The sequence below is a fragment of the Streptomyces sp. NPDC054770 genome, assembly GCF_053611985.1.
On the sequence record NZ_JBSHBL010000001.1, the window covers coordinates 72,120 to 87,580 of the forward strand.

General features: G+C 73.5%; 12 protein-coding genes. 8 read left to right on the forward strand and 4 right to left on the reverse strand.

The genetic code is table 11. From position 1 onward, the window contains the following. Positions 1 to 231 precede the first annotated feature (231 nt). A complete protein-coding gene (locus ACWGKQ_RS00300; protein WP_453289598.1) occupies positions 232 to 912 on the reverse strand; it encodes a hypothetical protein in 681 nt (226 codons plus the stop codon). Between the two features lie 113 nt (positions 913 to 1,025). Then, the gene (locus tag ACWGKQ_RS00305; protein ID WP_453289599.1) at positions 1,026 to 2,276 is read right to left on the reverse strand and encodes an acyltransferase family protein; all 1,251 of its coding nucleotides are present in this window, start codon (positions 2,274 to 2,276) and stop codon (positions 1,026 to 1,028) included. Between the two features lie 335 nt (positions 2,277 to 2,611). Between ACWGKQ_RS00305 and ACWGKQ_RS00310 the strand changes: the two genes are divergently transcribed. The 6 genes from ACWGKQ_RS00310 (at position 2,612) to ACWGKQ_RS00335 (ending at position 12,091) form a co-directional block, all read left to right on the forward strand. After that, positions 2,612 to 3,967, forward strand: a complete 1,356-nt coding sequence (locus tag ACWGKQ_RS00310) for a beta-1,3-glucanase family protein (RefSeq protein WP_453289600.1) — start codon at positions 2,612 to 2,614, stop codon at positions 3,965 to 3,967. A gap of 159 nt (positions 3,968 to 4,126) precedes the next feature. Beyond that, positions 4,127 to 4,786, forward strand: coding sequence for a zinc ribbon domain-containing protein (locus ACWGKQ_RS00315; protein WP_453289601.1), 660 nt, complete (start codon positions 4,127 to 4,129; stop codon positions 4,784 to 4,786). Positions 4,787 to 4,881: 95 nt separating this feature from the next. After that, a complete protein-coding gene (locus tag ACWGKQ_RS00320; RefSeq protein ID WP_453289602.1) occupies positions 4,882 to 6,081 on the forward strand; it encodes a permease in 1,200 nt (399 codons plus the stop codon). Positions 6,082 to 6,142: 61 nt separating this feature from the next. Continuing rightward, complete coding sequence (locus tag ACWGKQ_RS00325) at positions 6,143 to 6,976, forward strand: class I SAM-dependent methyltransferase (RefSeq protein WP_453289603.1); 834 nt, start codon at positions 6,143 to 6,145, stop codon at positions 6,974 to 6,976. Positions 6,977 to 7,113: 137 nt separating this feature from the next. Further along, a complete protein-coding gene (locus ACWGKQ_RS00330; protein WP_453289604.1) occupies positions 7,114 to 8,769 on the forward strand; it encodes an adenosine deaminase family protein in 1,656 nt (551 codons plus the stop codon). A 130-nt stretch (positions 8,770 to 8,899) separates the two neighbouring features. Beyond that, on the forward strand, positions 8,900 to 12,091 hold the full coding sequence (locus ACWGKQ_RS00335; protein ID WP_453289605.1) for an ATP-binding protein: 3,192 nt from the start codon (positions 8,900 to 8,902) through the stop codon (positions 12,089 to 12,091). Here the strand turns inward: ACWGKQ_RS00335 and ACWGKQ_RS00340 are convergent. Together ACWGKQ_RS00340 and ACWGKQ_RS00345 are read right to left on the reverse strand one after the other, a co-directional pair. Further along, the gene (locus ACWGKQ_RS00340) at positions 12,069 to 12,863 is read right to left on the reverse strand and encodes an ABC transporter permease (protein WP_453289606.1); all 795 of its coding nucleotides are present in this window, start codon (positions 12,861 to 12,863) and stop codon (positions 12,069 to 12,071) included. The two genes, ACWGKQ_RS00335 and ACWGKQ_RS00340, sit on opposite strands and share 23 nt — an antisense overlap. Then, the gene (locus ACWGKQ_RS00345) at positions 12,860 to 13,858 is read right to left on the reverse strand and encodes an ATP-binding cassette domain-containing protein (RefSeq protein WP_453289607.1); all 999 of its coding nucleotides are present in this window, start codon (positions 13,856 to 13,858) and stop codon (positions 12,860 to 12,862) included. Before ACWGKQ_RS00345 ends, ACWGKQ_RS00340 begins: the two co-directional genes overlap by 4 nt. Positions 13,859 to 13,991: 133 nt before the next feature. On the opposite strand from ACWGKQ_RS00345, the gene ACWGKQ_RS00350 reads away from it, so the two are divergent. Both ACWGKQ_RS00350 and ACWGKQ_RS00355 read left to right on the forward strand, forming a co-directional pair. Next, positions 13,992 to 14,915, forward strand: a complete 924-nt coding sequence (locus ACWGKQ_RS00350; RefSeq protein WP_453289608.1) for a sulfite exporter TauE/SafE family protein — start codon at positions 13,992 to 13,994, stop codon at positions 14,913 to 14,915. A 96-nt stretch (positions 14,916 to 15,011) separates the two neighbouring features. After that, positions 15,012 to 15,380: a peptidoglycan-binding domain-containing protein gene (locus ACWGKQ_RS00355; RefSeq protein WP_453289609.1), complete on the forward strand. Its 369-nt coding sequence runs from the start codon at positions 15,012 to 15,014 to the stop codon at positions 15,378 to 15,380. Positions 15,381 to 15,461: the final 81 nt, after the last annotated feature.

Genomic DNA, 15,461 nt, shown 5'->3' on the forward strand with positions numbered 1-15,461 from the left:
GGGGACGTCGGCCGGTGACGACAACGCCGCAGGCGGGCGTGGCAGGCCAGTCGTCTGCGGCACGCTCGGCCGGACCGCCTCCTGAGCGGGGCCGGCGAATTCCGCTGCCGTTCGGCAGCGCCCCGCAGGGGCGCGGGGCTGTATCGACATGCGGCTCCGCCGCGTGGGCGCGACCAGCCACGACGCTGCCGCAGACGGCAGACGGCACATCGCGCCACTCCGGCAGAGCGCTCAGCGCACCGCGCGATCGCGCCGTTCTCCCAGCCGGGCCTCTTCGATGCGGCCGAGCAGGAACGGCACCATCCCCCGCTCCAGCAGGGCGAGTTCCCACTCGTGCCGGGTCCGCGCCAGCTCGGCGCCGGCACCCGGCGGGCCGTGGCCCGGCCCGGCGGGAGCGTCGCGCGGCGCCGACAGCAGCCAGAGCAGGTCGCCGACCGCCGCGCCGACGGCCACCGCACCGGCGATCAGCCCTGCCGTGACCAGGCCGTCGCCGAGGTAGGGACGGCCCTCGACGGCCCGCAGGCAGTACCCAACCAGCAGGCAGGCGCCGGCCGCCGCGGCGGCGAGGCCGGGCACGAGCAGCGCGAGCGCCGACAGCACTCCGCGGACGGCCCGGGGCCGGGCCGCCGCGGGACCACCGGCGCCCGCCACCCGGCCGACCGGCCCGCCGTTCCCGTTCACGTCCTCGTTCCCGCTCCGGGTCCCCGCCGCGAGGTACTCCCGGTACTCGACGGCCACCGTGGCGAGGATGACGTCACGTTGGCGGAGTGCCCTGCTGCGCAGCCGCTCGCGGTCGAAACCGCCGGTGCCGTGACCGAGCACCTCGTCGACCTGCCCGGAGGCCAGCGCCTGGTCGAGCACGCGCTCGAACACGGCACCGATCTCGGCCTCGGACAGCCCGGAAAGCTTCATGTGTCCCCCGATGAACGAACACGCCCCACCGGCCCACGGTCTACGGGCGGGCGGCCGGGCACTGAAGTGTGGCGAGTCTATAGTTACCAAATTGCGCAACCGATGAAGACTCGCTAGTCACCCGTTCCGGTGACCGCACCGGCGGCCTGCGGAAGCCGGGCCGCCGCCGCACGCGGGCGACGCGCGCCTGCCCGGCTGCGGCGCAGCAGGGGTCGTTCGACGAGGGCGTACGAGGCGAGGGCCGCGGCGAGCGTCGCCGCGAGGCCGGCGGCGAGCAGCCGGTCGCCGCGCACACCGAGGTCGTGGAGCAGCCGGATGACGGGGTAGTGCCACAGGTACATCCCGTAGCTGAGGTTGCGCCCGACCCATGCGGGCGCCGACAGCGACAGCACGCGGGCGGGCCACGACCGCGGGCACAGGTCCAGCGCGGCGATCACACAGGCCGACAGAACGGCGGCGGCCAGGAATCCGGCCGTGTACCAGACCGGGCTCCACCCGCTCGTCCCGGTGATCGGAATCCGCCAGGCGACCAGTCCCAGCAGCGCGAGCGCGGGCAGGCAGAGCCGTCCGGCCCAGCGGCGCAGCAGGGCGAGGCGGGGGTCGTCGGCGCGGAGCCGGGCCAGCACGAGGGCCAGCAGAGCGCCGACGAGGAGCTGGTCGGCGCGGGTGTCGGGGCCGTTGTAGATGCGGTGCACCGCCGCGGGATCCCAGAGGACCGTCCGCCACAGCACCGGCAGGACGCACAGCGCCGCGGCCCAGCCCAGTACCGCCCGCGCCGACGCGCGCCGCAGCAGCACCAGCAGGAGCAGCGGCCAGGCCAGGTAGAACTGCTCCTCCACCCCCAGCGACCAGGTGTGGCCGAGCGGCGCGGTGAGATCCGCGTACGTCCCGGGGTCCGCGGCCCGTACGAGGTTGACCACCGAACCCGCGGCCAGCAGCGCCGCCGGCCCCGCCCCGCGGAACAGCGGCAGCGGGAGCGCCACGGACAGCAGGACGGTGACCGCGCACATCACCAGCAGGGCGGGTACCAGCCGCAGCCACCGCCGCCGGTAGAACGACCACAGCCCGATCCGGCCGGTGCGGGCGTACTCGGCGACCAGCAGCCGGGTGATGACGAAGCCGCTGATCGTGAAGAACACGTCCACGCCCACCGAGCCGCCGGGCACCAGGTCCGACTGCACGTGGTACACGATCACCAGCACCACGGCGACCGTGCGCAGCCCGTCCAGCCCCGCCACCCGCCCGCCACCACCGCGCAGCGCCGACGAGAAGCCGCGCCCACCGCCGCTGCCCCGTTCCGCCGGTTCCGCCGGCGATCTCCGTTCGGTGGCCTCGCCCACCGCGCTCCGATAGAGGGTGCTCATGACGGGGGCGTCTGCCCCGGCCCGGCGGAATCACGCACCTCCGCGGGTTCCGCTGCGGACCGGCGGCGCGGAAAGGTCCGTACCGGTTGCATCAAGGGTTGTAAAAACAGGGCGGCCCGGACCGTCCGAACGGTCGGAACCCGAATGCGGCGGGCGCGGCGAGCGCGGCGCCGACGCCCGGATCAGCACCGTGTCGCCGACAGGCCCTCAACCCGATTGATTTCGGCTTCAGTTGTTGACGGCGGACATCGGCGGGACTACAACCCGAGGGAGCGCTCTCGCACCTGCCGTTGCTCCATCCCCACGCACGCCGAACCGGCTTGAGGAGACTTCGCATGCAGAGTTCCGCCGGCGCACCCACCCGCAGACCACCGGCCGACGGCGCGCGCCCACGCCTGGCCCTCGGCCTGGTCGTCGTCCTGATCGCCGCCTTCTTCGCGGCCCTCGCTCCGTCGCCCGCGCACGCCGCCGACCAACTGCTGTCCCAGGGACGGCCGGCCACCGCCTCCTCGACCGAGAACGCGTCCTTCCCCGCGAGCGCGGCGGTCGACGGCAACACCGGCACCCGCTGGTCCTCGGCCTTCGCCGACCCGCAGTGGCTCCAGGTCGACCTCGGGTCCGTGCAACAGCTCAGCAGCGTCACCCTGAACTGGGAGGCCGCCTACGCGAAGGCCTTCCAGATCCAGACCTCCACCGACGCCGCCACCTGGACCACCGTCTACTCCACCACGACCGCCACCGGCGGAACCCAGAACCTGACCATCACCGGCAGCGGCCGCTACGTCCGTCTCTACGGCACCGCGCGGGGCACCCCGTACGGCTACTCCCTCTGGGAGTTCCAGGTCTACGGCCCCGGATCCACCACCCCGCCGGACGACTTCTGGGGCAGCACCAGCGACATACCCGCGGCGAACAACGCCGTCGAGGTGAAGATCCTCAACCGCACCAACGGCAAGTACCCCGACAGCCAGGTGTACTGGAGCTTCAACGGCCAGACGCACTCCATCGCCGAGCAGCCCTACCTCGACATGCCGGCCAACTCCGCGGGCCGCATGTACTTCTACCTGGGCTCGCCCACCAGCTCGTACTACGACTTCATCGAGTTCACGGTCGGCAACAACGTCTTCAACGGCAACACCACCCGGGTCGACGCCTTCGGCCTGAAGCTGGCCATGCGCCTGCACGCCAAGGACGGTTACGACACCGAGGTGGGCGAGAACCGGCAGACCTTCGCCGAGGACCGCGCCACCACCTTCCAGCGCTTCACCGACGCCGTTCCCAGCCAGTTCAAGGTGCTGGCCCAGACCCAGGCCCCGTACCGGATCATCGCGCCCGGCAGCGACCCGAGCTTCCGCGCGGGCGGCGCCAACGCGAACTACTTCACGTCGTACGCCCAGTCGGTGGGTGTCACCGCGGCCACCTCGGACATCTTCGGCTGCGCGGCCTCCCTGGCGGCCGACCCGAACATGTGCGCCGCCCTCAACCGCCACGTCGCCACCCTGCCGGCCTCCCAGCAGTCCGACCCGGCCCAGTTCTACACGGCGGCGCCGGGCAATTACTACGCCAAGTTCTGGCACGACAACGCCATCAACCACCTCGCCTACGGCTTCCCCTACGACGACGTGGCGGGCCAGTCCTCCTTCATCTCCCACGCCGACCCGCAGTGGCTCCTGGTCGCGGTCGGCTGGTAGCCGAAGGGCCGCACAAGGACCGCGCAAGGGCCATGGCCTGAGATCACGGTCACGGTCTCAGGCCATGGCCTGAACTCGGCACCTTTGGCCAGAACCAGTACCGTTTCCCCCAGCGTCGTACGGCATGTGTGCCGATGGCCTGACCTGTGGGGGGACCACATGAGCGCCGAGATCTACTTCAGCAACAACTACCGGGATCTGTGCGAGCGAAACGGGACCGGTGCCGGCTTCCAGTTCGAGTTCTCCTGCTCGCGCTGTTACGACACCTGGCGCTCACCGTTCGAGCCGTACGCCGGCGAGCGGGCCGCCACCTGGCTGCGGAAGGGGGTCGACGTGGCCTGGGGGCTGCTCGGCCGCACCGGTACCGGGCTGACGTCCGCGGCCGACGGGCTCGCGGGCGCCGGCTACGGACGCGCCCGCGACGACGCGTTCCAGCGGGCGATCGGCAACGCGCAGGGGCACTTCAACCGCTGCGCGCGCTGCACCGACTACGTGTGCGGCCGCTGCTGGAACGCGGCCCAGGGCCTGTGTCTGCGCTGCGCCCCGGACACGGCGGCCGAGGCCATGGCGGCCCAGCAGCGCGGCCTCAACGACATGGCCTCGCAACGCGCCTACGCCGCGGGCCAGCAGGCCGGGCAGGGCTACGACCCCAGCACGCCCCGCCAGTTGGTCTGCCCGCACTGCCGTACCGAGACCCACGGGGCCGCCTTCTGCCCGGGCTGCGGCCATCAACTGGCCCAGTCCCAACAGTGCTCCTCCTGCTCCGCGGTCGTACCGGAAGGGTCGGCCTTCTGCCCGGGGTGCGGATCACGCAGGTGACGGGCGGCGCCGGGACAGCGGGCCGCGCCACTGGTTTCATACCCTCCAGGGGTATATAAACGGGTGGTCGCGGTCGGCTGCGAAGGGCGGACACCATGCACGCGGTCGGGCACGCGCTCTCCATCGCCGGGTCGATGACCTGGGAGATCACCTGGGCGCTGATCCTCGGCTTCACGCTCTCCGCGGTCGTGCAGGCGGTGGTGCGCCGGGAGACGGTCGTACGGCTGCTCGGGGACGACCGGCCGCGTACGCTCGCGCTGTCCGCGGGGTTCGGCGCGGCTTCCTCGTCCTGTTCGTACGCCGCCGTCGCCCTCGCCCGGTCGCTGTTCCGCAAGGGCGCCGACTTCACCGCGGCCATGGCCTTCGAGATCGCCTCCACCAACCTGGTGATCGAACTGGGCGTGATCCTTGCCCTGTTGATGGGGTGGCAGTTCACCGCCGCGGAGTTCGTGGGCGGCCCGGTCATGATCGTCGTCCTCGCCGTGCTCTTCCGCGTCCTGCTGCGGGAGCGGCTGCTGCGGCAGGCCCGGGAGCAGGCGGACCGGGGGCTCGCGGGCTCCATGGAGGGGCACGCGGCGATGGACATGTCCGTGGGCGGCGAGGGCGGCTTCGTGCGCCGGCTGCTCTCCCGGGACGGGTTCACGTCCGTCTCCCACATCTTCGTCATGGAGTGGGCGGCGATCCTGCGCGACCTGGTGGCGGGGCTGCTGATCGCCGGGGCGATCGCCGCCTGGGTGCCGGACGACTTCTGGCGGAGCTTCTTCCTGGCCGGCCATCCGCTCGCGGCCAAGCTGACCGGGCCGCTGATCGGGCCGCTGGTGGCGATCGCCTCGTTCGTCTGCTCCATCGGCAACGTGCCGCTGGCCGTGGTGCTCTGGAAGGGCGGCATCAGCTTCGGCGGCGTCATCGCCTTCATCTACGCCGACCTGCTGATCCTGCCGATCCTCAACATCTACCGGAAGTACTACGGCGCCCGGACGGCCGCGTTCCTGCTGGGCACCTTCTACGTCTCGATGGTGGTGGCCGGCTACGTCGTGGAGTTCGTCTTCGGCGGCCTGGGGCTGGTCCCCGACCAGGCCGACGCGAAGATCCCCGACGAGGGGATCAGCTGGAACTACACGACGTACCTCAACATCGTCTTCCTGCTGCTGGCCGCCTCTCTGGTCGTACGGTTCCTGCGGACCGGCGGCCCGGCGATGCTGCGGATGATGGGAGGCGCGCCGGACGACGGCCATGAGCAGCAGGCGGGGCACGGACACGAACACATGCATGGCGAGCACCAGTCCGGGACTTAGCCGACGCGGACCGGGGGAGAACGTCCGGGTCGGGCACATTCGCCGTGCAGAAGGAGATCAGGTGGACCGCATCCGCGACCTCGCCGTCGCGCCCGCCGTGCGTGCCGTCTACGGGCCCCAGGACCTCAGCTCCGCACCGGCGTTCGCGGGCGGGTTCATCAACTTCGGCCACTGGGCCGGGATCCCGCTCGACCGCCGGCTGACCGCCGAGGACCGGGTGCACAGCCAGCGCAACCTCTACCGCCATGTGCTCGGCACCCTCGACGGGGCGGACGCCCGCGCGGTCGAGGTCGGCTGCGGCCTGGGGATCGGTGCCGCGCTGGCGCTGGAGGAGTTCGGGTTCGCCGCCGTGACCGGTGTGGACATCCACCCCGAGCAGCTGGAGCGCGCCCGCCGGGCCAACGCGGGCCTGCTCGCCCGGGCCCCGGAGCGGCTCGGCTTCGCGCACGGGGCGGCGGAGCGGCTGCCGTTCGAGGACGGCAGGTTCGACCGGCTGTACTCGGTGGAGGCCGCCCAGCACTTCCGCGACCTGACCGCGTTCGCCCGCGAGGCCGCCCGCGTGCTGCGGCCCGGCGGCCGGCTGGCCGTCACCAGTTTCTTCCTGCCGGCCGGCGCCGAGGACGCGGGCGGGGAACTGGCCGCGCGGCTGGAGAGCTTCGCGTCCGGCCTGGACGTGGCCCACCCGCTGGTGTCCCTGCTCGACGCCCTCGACGCCGGCGGGCTGACCGACGTACGGGCCGAGTCGATCGGCGACCAGGTCTGGCCGGGCCTGGACCACTTCCTGGCCGGCATCGAGATGCCCGTGCAGTGGCCGCGCAACTTCCTGCCGGCCTACCGCGACGGCCTGCTGGACTACTACGTCGTCACGGCGGCCCGCCCGCCGGCCGCCGCCTGACCCGCGCGGCGGCCGGCGCCCGGCCCGCCCGCCGGCCGGCCCTTCGGCGAGCGCCGCTGCGCCCGCTCGGGTGGCTCCCCGGTGCGTGCCGCGTGGCTGTCCGGTCACGGCCGGGCCGACTTGATGATCATCGGTCCGTGACGACCTACGACGGCACCCGCACCCCCGGCCGCCCCCTCGCGCGCGTCCTCGCCGCCGCCCTGACCCTGCTCTGCTGGTGCCTGCCGACCTCGACTGCGGCCGCAGGGCCCGCGGCGCCCGCAGCCGCACCGGCCGAGGCCCGACGGACGGCACCACGCCCGCTGACGGACGCCGAGGCCCGCACGGACGCCCAGCTGACGTCGTTGCGGACGGCGGCCCCGGGCTCCCGGGCGCTGCGCAGGTTCTTCCTGAAGCTGCCCAAGGGCGGCGACCTGCACAACCACCTCTTCGGTGCGGTCAGGACCGAGTACCTGATCGAGCTCGCCGCCGAGGACGGGCTGTGCGTCGACACGGCGACGCTGACCGCCGTCGTACCGCCCTGCGGCCCCGGCACCGGCACCCGGCCGGCCGCCGACGCCCGTACCGACCCCGGCTTCCGCGAGGCGATCCTCCGGGCCTGGTCCATGTACGGCTTCCCGCCGGACCAGAGCGGCCACGACCACTTCTTCGCCACGTTCGACAAGTTCGGGCTGGTGCCCGCGCGCCACCCGGGCAAGGTGCTCGCCGAGGTCGCCGACTCGGTCGCGGCACAGCACCAGTTCTATCTGGAGACCATGGTCAACCCGGCCTCCGACCGCGCCGAGCAGCTCGCCGACGAGGTCGGCTGGGATCCCGACCTGGCCGCCCTGCACGCCAGGCTCGTCGAGGGCGGCCGGCTGGACGAGGTGGTCGCCGAGGCGCGCCGGGCGACGGACGACTCCGACGCCGGGTTCCGGGCCGCCGCCCGCTGCGGCACCGACCGCCCCCGCCCCGGCTGCCGGCTCACCGTGCGCTACGTCTACCAGGCCTTCCGCGGCGAGTCCCGCGAACGCGTCTTCACCGAACTGGCCCTCGGCATGCGGCTCGCCGAGGCCGACCCCCGCTTCCTCGCGGTCAACCTCGTCCAGCCCGAGGACGGGCCCGTCGCGCTCGCCGACTACACCCTTCAGATGCGCATGGTGCGGTACCTGCGCACGGTCTACCCGAGGGCCCATGTCACCCTGCACGCGGGCGAGTTGCGGCCCGGCCTGGTGCCGCCCGGGGACCTGCGGTTCCACATCCGGGAAGCCGTGGACATCGCCGGCGCCGAGCGCGTCGGCCACGGCGTCGACCTCCGCCACGAGGACGACTGGCAGCGCACGGCCCGCACGATGGCCGCCCGGCGGATCGCCGTCGAGGTGCCCTTCACCAGCAACGCCCAGATCCTCGGCGTGCGCGGCGCCGCCCACCCCTTCGACACCTACCGCTCGTACGGCGTCCCGGTCGTCCTGGCCACCGACGACCCCGGCGTCTCCCGCACCGACATCAGCCACGAGTACCAGTACGCCGCCGAGACCTACGACCTGACGTACCCGGAGCTCAAGGATTTGGCCCGGGCCTCCCTGGAGTACGCCTTCCTGCCCGGCCGCGGCCTCTGGCGGGGCAACCCCACCCGCGACGGCTACCGTCCGGTCGCCGCCTGCGCCGGGCAGCTGCCCGGCAGCGGCCGTCCGCCGGGTCCGGAGTGCCGGCGACTGCTCGGCGCGAGCCCGAAGGCCGCGGTCCAGTGGCGCGAGGAAGCGGCCTCGGCGGCCTTCGAGCGGACCTTTGCCCGGTCCGCGCCACGGCCTTGAGCTCCGGGTACGTCAGGCCGTGTGTCGGGTGCGGCGCCGTCGTGGCTGGTCGCGCCCACGCGGCGGAGCCGCATATTGATACAGCCCCGCGCCCCTTCAGGGCGTTGCCGGACCCGCCTAGTCTTCACGGGTGACCACCGATCGTACCGAGTTGACCCTGCTGCCCCGAGTCGCCTGCCGGGGGCGGGAGGTCACCGCGCCCCGGCTGCGCGGGCTGCTGGCGCTGCTCGCGGCGGACCTGCGCACCGGGTGCAGCACCGGGCGGCTGGTGGAGGGGCTGTGGCCGGACGAGCTGCCGGAGCGGCCGGGCAAGGCGGTGCAGATCCTGGTGTCCCGGCTCAGGTCGCAGCTGGGCGCCGAGCTGATCGTGAGCACGCCGACGGGGTACCGGCTGGGGCTGGACGAGATGGGCGTCGACAGTTCCGCGCTCCTTGTGCACGAGGCGGCGAGCGCCGAGCGGGCGCGGGCCGGGGATCACGAAGGGTCCCTGGCGCGGGCCGAGGCCGGGCTGGCGCTCTGGGACGGAAGCACGGCCGCCGGCGCGGACGAGGAGCTGCACGACCCGGTGGCGGCACTGCGGGCCGAGCGGGTGCGGGCGCACCGGGCGCTGGTGCGCTCGCACGCCCTCGCGCTCGCCCGGCTGGGGCGGCGGGCGGAGGCCACCGCGCCGCTGGCCGCGCTGAACCGGGAGCTGCCGCGGGACGAGGAGGTGCTGGCGGAGCTGCTGCGCTGCGAGGCCGCCGGCGCGGGCCGGGCCGCGGCGCTGACCCGGTACGACGGCTACCGGCGCCGGCTCCGGGACGAGCTGGGCAGCGATCCGGGACCGCAACTCCGGGCCGTGCACCAGGAGTTGCTGAGCACGGACGCGGCACCCGTGCGGCACGGGGTGCCGCACGACCCGAACCCGCTGCTGGGCCGGGACGCCGACATCGCCGCCGTGGCCGGGCTGCTGCGGGCCGCCCGCGTGGTCACGCTGGTGGGTCCCGGCGGGCTCGGCAAGACCCGGCTCTCGCACGCGGTGAGCCGGGCGGCCGAACAGCCCGTCGTGCACTTCGTCACCCTGGCCGGTGTCACCGACGACGACGTGGCGGACGAGGTCGCCTCGGCCGTCGGCGGCGGGGAGGGCCGCCAGCTCCCGGGCGGCGGCAAGGACACGGTGAGCGGGATCGTCGCCGCGCTGGGTCCCCGGCCGGCGCTGCTGGTCCTCGACAACTGCGAGCACGTGATCGCCGGCGCGTCCGCGCTCGTACAGGCGCTGGTGTCGCGGTCGAAGGAGCTGCGCGTGCTGGCCACCAGCCGGGCCCCGCTCGGCCTGACCTCGGAGTCCGTGTACGCCCTGCCGGAGCTGTCCCTGGCGACCTCCGTGGAACTCTTCGAACAGCGGGCGCGGGCCGCCCGGCCCGGCGTGGACCTGCCGGCCGACCGGGTCACCGAGATCTGCCGTCATCTGGACGGACTGCCGCTGGCCGTGGAGCTGGCCGCGGCCCGGGTGCGGGTGCTCTCCGTGGCCGACATCGCCCTCCGGCTGCGGGACCGTTTCGCGCTGCTGCGCGGCGGCGCCCGGGACGCACCCGAACGGCACCGCACGCTGCGGGCCGTGGTCGAGTGGAGCTGGAACCTGCTGGAGCCCGAGGGGCGGGCGGCGCTCCGCGCGCTGTCGGTGTTCCCCGGGGGCTTCGACGCGGCCGCGGCGGAGTACGTGCTCGGCGAGGGCGAGGCCGAAGGCGCAGGCGCAGGCGGCGGGGACGCGATGGACCTGCTGGAGCAGCTGGCCGGTCAGTCGCTGGTCAAGGTGGGTGAGAGCGCTGCCGGGGTGCGTTTCCACATGCTGGAGACGCTGCGGGAGTTCGGTGCCGCCCGGCGGGCGGAGGCGGGTGAGGACGAGGCCGTGACGGGCCGGTTCCTCGCCTGGGCCCGGGACTTCGGGCGGGCCCACCACGCCGGTGTCTACAGCACCGGCGCACTGGCCGCCTTCGACCGCGTCCGTGCCGAGCAGGACAACCTCGTCCTCGCGCTGCGGCACGCCCTGGCCCGCGCCGACGGGCCGGCCACCGCCGCCGTCACCGCCGTACTGGCCTCGCTGTGGTCCGTCGGCAACAGCTACACCCGGTTTGTCACCCTCGCCGCCGAGACCGGCGGGCCGCTGTCCCACTTCCGCCCGGGACCGGAGCACCCCGAGGACGTGGAGACGGCCCGGAGCGCGGCGGCGGTGTGCGCGGCCGGCCTCTTCATGGGCTACGGCCCGCACGCCGTACGCCAGCTCGTCACGCTGCGCCGCCTGCCGCCCGCCCCTGCCGACACCGTGCCGCGGGCCCTGGCCGCCGTGCTGTGCGCGATCCCGGAGATACGTCCGCCGCGGTTCGCGCGGTTGCAGGAGCTGTGCGACGCCCGCGAACCCGTGCTGGCCGGCATCGCGTCGGGCGTCGCCAGCTACCTGTGGGAGTCCGCGTACGAGACGGAGCGCGCGCTGCGGTACGCGCGCCGGATGCTGGCCTCGGTGGCGCCGCTCGGCAACCCGATCCTGATGCTGCTCAGCCACGGGCGGATCGGCGAGCTGTGCCTGAAGACGGAGCGCGGCGCGGAGGCGTACGACCATCTGCGGGCCGCGGACGCGCTCGGCGAGGCCGGTACCTGGTCGGACGCGATCGGTGTCCGCTACGGGCTGGTGTCCGCCTGCCTCCAGCGCGGGGAGATCGAGGAGGCGGAGTACTGGCTGGGCCGGGCCGCCCCGGACCGGCAGCCGGAGGCCGACCGGGCCTTCACCCCCGAACTGCTCCAGGCCCGGGCCGAGATCGCCCTGGCCCGGGGGCTGACCGAGGTCGGCCTCGGCCTCTGGCGGCAGGCGGCGGCCGGGATCCGGGAGGCCGGTGCGCAGGCCGCGGACGACCCCTTCCTGGACTCGTGGTCCCTCCAGGTGCAGGCGGCCGCGCTGGCCGCGCACGCGCAGCACGGCCGGCTGGAGCCGGTCGCCGAACTGGCCGGGCACCTGCAAGAACGGCTGCTCGGCATGCTGTCCGGCGCTCCCGGTGCCGGGGACCTGCTGGAACTCCCGGTCTACGGCTCGGTGTTGCTGGCCCTCGGCTACGCCGGGCTGGCCGGTGGCGACCCGGCGGCGGTACGGCTGCTGGCGCTGGCGGAGCGGCTGCCGGTGATGCGGGACCTCCCCACCCTCTCCTCGGCCCGGTCCCGGCAGGCGGCCGAGAACGCGGGCGGGGCCGCGTACGCCGACGCGAGGTCGGGGTACGCGGCCCTGGGGCCGGATCAGTTGCGGACAGCGGCCCGGCAGGCCCTGCACGGGCTCACTGCCGGGGCTCACGGCTGAACCGCGCCTTGGACCAGAAGTAGCCGAGCACGGTCAGCCCCAGGCCCCAGCCGAGGGCCAGCACCGCGTTCTTCGTGCCGATCTCGCTGCCCAGCAGCAGCCCGCGCAGGGTCTCGATGAAGGGCGAGAACGGCTGGTACTCGGCGAACCAGCGGAACCAGCCCGGCATGGCGTCCACCGGCACGAACGCGCTGGACAGGAACGGCAGCATCACCAGCGGCGTCCCGATGTTGCTGGCGCCCTCGGCGTTGGGGCTGATCAGACCGATGCCGACGGCGAGCCAGGTGAGCGCGAGGCTGACCAGGGCCATCAGCCCGGCCGCCGCGAGCCACTCGACCGGCGAGGCGTCGGGCCGGAACCCGATGGCCAGTCCGATGCCCAGGACGAGGACCAGGGCCATCATCGTCTGGATCACGCTGCCGATGACATGGCCGATCAGCACGGAGGCGCGGGAGATCGCCATGGTGCGGAACCGGGCCATGATGCCCTCGGTCATGTCGGTGGCCACGGCCACCGCGGTGCCGAGCGAGGTCATCGCCGCGGTCAGGAAGAGGATGCCGGGGACCAGGTAGGCGACGTACGCGGACCGGTCGGCGTGGCCGCCGGTGAGGCCGGCGCTCATCACGTTGCCGAAGACGTAGACGAACAGGAGCAGCAGGATGACCGGGGTGAGCAGGAGGTTCAGGGTGAGGGAGGGGTAGCGGCGGGCGTGCAGGAGGTTGCGCCGCAGCATGGTCAGGTTGTCGCGGAGGGCGTAGGAAGCGGTGCTCATCGGACGGTCTCCTTGTCGGCAGTGCTGGTGGTGTCGTCGGTGCTGCCCGTCAGGGCGAAGAACACGTCGTCCAGGTCGGGGGTGTGCACGGACATCTCCTCGGCCTCGATGCCGGCGGCGTCCAGCCAGTCGAGGATGGCGCGCAGCTCCCGCTGGCTGCCGCCGCTGGGGATCTGCAGGGCGAGTGCCTCGTCGTCGCGGGTGGTCTCGCGCAGCGCGGTCGCCGCCTGCTCGTACACCGCCGGGTCGGAGAACCGCAGCCGTACGTGACCGCCGGGCACCAGCCGCTTGAGTTCCTCGGCGCTGCCCTCGGCGACGAGCCGGCCGCCGTTGAGGACCGCGATGCGGTCGGCGAGCTGGTCGGCCTCGTCCAGGTACTGGGTGGTGAGGAAGACGGTGGTGCCGCCGGAGACCAGCTCGCGGATGATCTGCCACATGGTGTGGCGGGAGCGCGGGTCGAGGCCGGTGGTCGGCTCGTCGAGGAAGATGATCCGCGGGCTGCCGACCAGGGTCATGGCGATGTCGAGCCGGCGCTTCATGCCGCCGGAGTAGGTGGAGGCGGGCTTCTTCGCGGCCTCCGTGAGGTCGAACCGCTCCAGCAGCTCCGCGGTGACCTGCCGTCCCCGCTGCTTCGAGAGGTGGTGCAGGTCGGCCATGAGGAGCATGTTCTCCTCGCCGGTGATCAGTCCGTCCACCGCGGAGAACTGGCCGGTGACCCCGATGGCGGCCCGTACCGCCTGGGCCTCGGCGGTGAGGTCGTGCCCGGCGATCCGGGCCGTGCCGCCGTCGGCGGAGATCAGGGTGGACAGGATGTTGACCGCGGTGGTCTTGCCGGCGCCGTTCGGCCCGAGGAGCGAGAAGACCGTGCCGGCGGGCACCCGGATGTCGATGCCGTCGAGGACGGTCTTGTCCCCGTAGGCCTTGCGCAGCCCGGTGGCCGCGATCGCGAGTTCGGGTTCGTGTTTGTCCGTCGTCTCGTGTTCGTTCGTCGTCATGCCGCAGAGCGTGCGGCCGAAGCGGTTCAGCCGGGCTTCAGCCCGGTTTCAGCCGGGCGGGACGGCCTCGGAGCACTGAAACCGGCGGCGTTCCATACATTTCCCATAGGAATGGTGGCTAAGGTCCCCCACCATGCATGCCACCGTTCCGATCATCGTCGCGGGAGCCCTGGTCGGCTTCGCCGTAGGGCTCACCGGTATGGGCGGCGGAGCGCTCATGACGCCGATCATGGTGATGGTGTTCGGGGTGGATCCGACGGCGGCCATCGGCAGCGACCTGGCCGCGTCCGTGTTCATGAAGCCGTTCGGCGCGCTGGTCCACCAGCGGGCGGGCACCGTGCGCTGGGACATCGTGCGGTGGCTGCTGCCGACCGCCGTCCCGGCCGCCTTCGGCGGGGTGTTCCTGCTCCGCGCCCTCGGCGACGGCGACGACCTGCAGCAGCGCGTCAAGTACGTCGTCGGTACGGCGCTGATGCTCGCGGTCGTGGGCATGCTCGCCCGCATGTGGCTGGACCGCCGCCGCGCCGCCGCGGACGGTACCGGCGACGAGGACGCCCGGGTTCCGGTACGGCCGGTGGCCACGCTGCTCATCGGGCTGGTGGGCGGGGTGATCGTCGGGATGACCTCGGTCGGCTCGGGCTCCCTGATCATCGTGATGCTGATGCTGGCCCACCCGCGCCTCAAGGCCAACCACCTCGTCGGTACCGACCTGGTGCAGGCCATCCCCATGGTGGCCGCGGCCGCCCTGGGCCACCTGCTCGTCGGCGACGCCGACCTGGGCCTCGCGGGGACGCTCCTGATCGGGGCGATCCCAGGGGTGCTGCTCGGCTCCCTCGTCTCCAGCCGGGTCGCCGGGTCCGCGGTGCGCTGGGCCCTGGTCGTGCTGCTCACCGGGTCCGGGCTGGCGATGCTGAAGGCGTCGTCCACCGTGATCCTGCTCGGCTGCCTGGGCATGGCGCTGCTCGGCGCGCTCACCGCCGTACGCGACCGGCGCCGTGCCGCGGTCCCCGAAGCGGCGGAGGCACCGGAGCCGGCGGGCGTCCCCGGCTCCGGGTGACCGCGGCCTCCGGGTGACCGCGGGCTCCCGACTCGCGGGCGTCACCGCTCCCGCGCGACCATGGGCAGAAGTCGAGTCGCCCCAGAAGGAGTGGGCATGAGACGGAACCGACTGCTCACCTCGGCCGCGGTACTGGGCGCGGCCGTCGCCCTGGGCCCGGCGGTGCCGCACACCGCTGCGGCCGCCTCCGGTCAGAGCTGCTCCTACGTGGCATCGGGCTACCAGCCGACGCTGACGTACGGCGCCACCGGAGCTGCGGTCAGACAGGCGCAGTGCCTCAGCAACGCGTGGGGCGGGCAGCCGCCCAAGGTCGCACCCGACGGGGTGTACGGCACGGTCATGCAGAAGAAGATCGAGTGGATCCAGACCTGCCACGGCCTGCCGGCCAGCGGTGTCGTCGAGGGCCGCACCTGGCACGTGCTGTACCACCCGGCGCTGGACTGCTACGTCCCGTACCCGTCCTAGGCCGCCCCCGTCGGCCCGTCCCTCCCCGGCTCTCCCCGGCTCGCCGTTAGGGTGTTGTTAAAGAAAGCGCAAAGAACCTGC

What these genes read in the sequence shown, in the direction of transcription:
- ACWGKQ_RS00300 (WP_453289598.1), bottom strand. Translation starts at nt 912, where the DNA reads ATGAAGCTTTCCGGGCTGTCCGAGGCCGAGATCGGTGCCGTGTTCGAG.
- ACWGKQ_RS00305 (WP_453289599.1), bottom strand. Translation starts at nt 2,276, where the DNA reads ATGAGCACCCTCTATCGGAGCGCGGTGGGCGAGGCCACCGAACGGAGA.
- ACWGKQ_RS00310 (WP_453289600.1), top strand. Translation starts at nt 2,612, where the DNA reads ATGCAGAGTTCCGCCGGCGCACCCACCCGCAGACCACCGGCCGACGGC.
- ACWGKQ_RS00315 (WP_453289601.1), top strand. Translation starts at nt 4,127, where the DNA reads ATGAGCGCCGAGATCTACTTCAGCAACAACTACCGGGATCTGTGCGAG.
- ACWGKQ_RS00320 (WP_453289602.1), top strand. Translation starts at nt 4,882, where the DNA reads ATGCACGCGGTCGGGCACGCGCTCTCCATCGCCGGGTCGATGACCTGG.
- ACWGKQ_RS00340 (WP_453289606.1), bottom strand. Translation starts at nt 12,863, where the DNA reads ATGAGCACCGCTTCCTACGCCCTCCGCGACAACCTGACCATGCTGCGG.
- ACWGKQ_RS00345 (WP_453289607.1), bottom strand. Translation starts at nt 13,858, where the DNA reads ATGACGACGAACGAACACGAGACGACGGACAAACACGAACCCGAACTC.
- ACWGKQ_RS00350 (WP_453289608.1), top strand. Translation starts at nt 13,992, where the DNA reads ATGCATGCCACCGTTCCGATCATCGTCGCGGGAGCCCTGGTCGGCTTC.
- ACWGKQ_RS00355 (WP_453289609.1), top strand. Translation starts at nt 15,012, where the DNA reads ATGAGACGGAACCGACTGCTCACCTCGGCCGCGGTACTGGGCGCGGCC.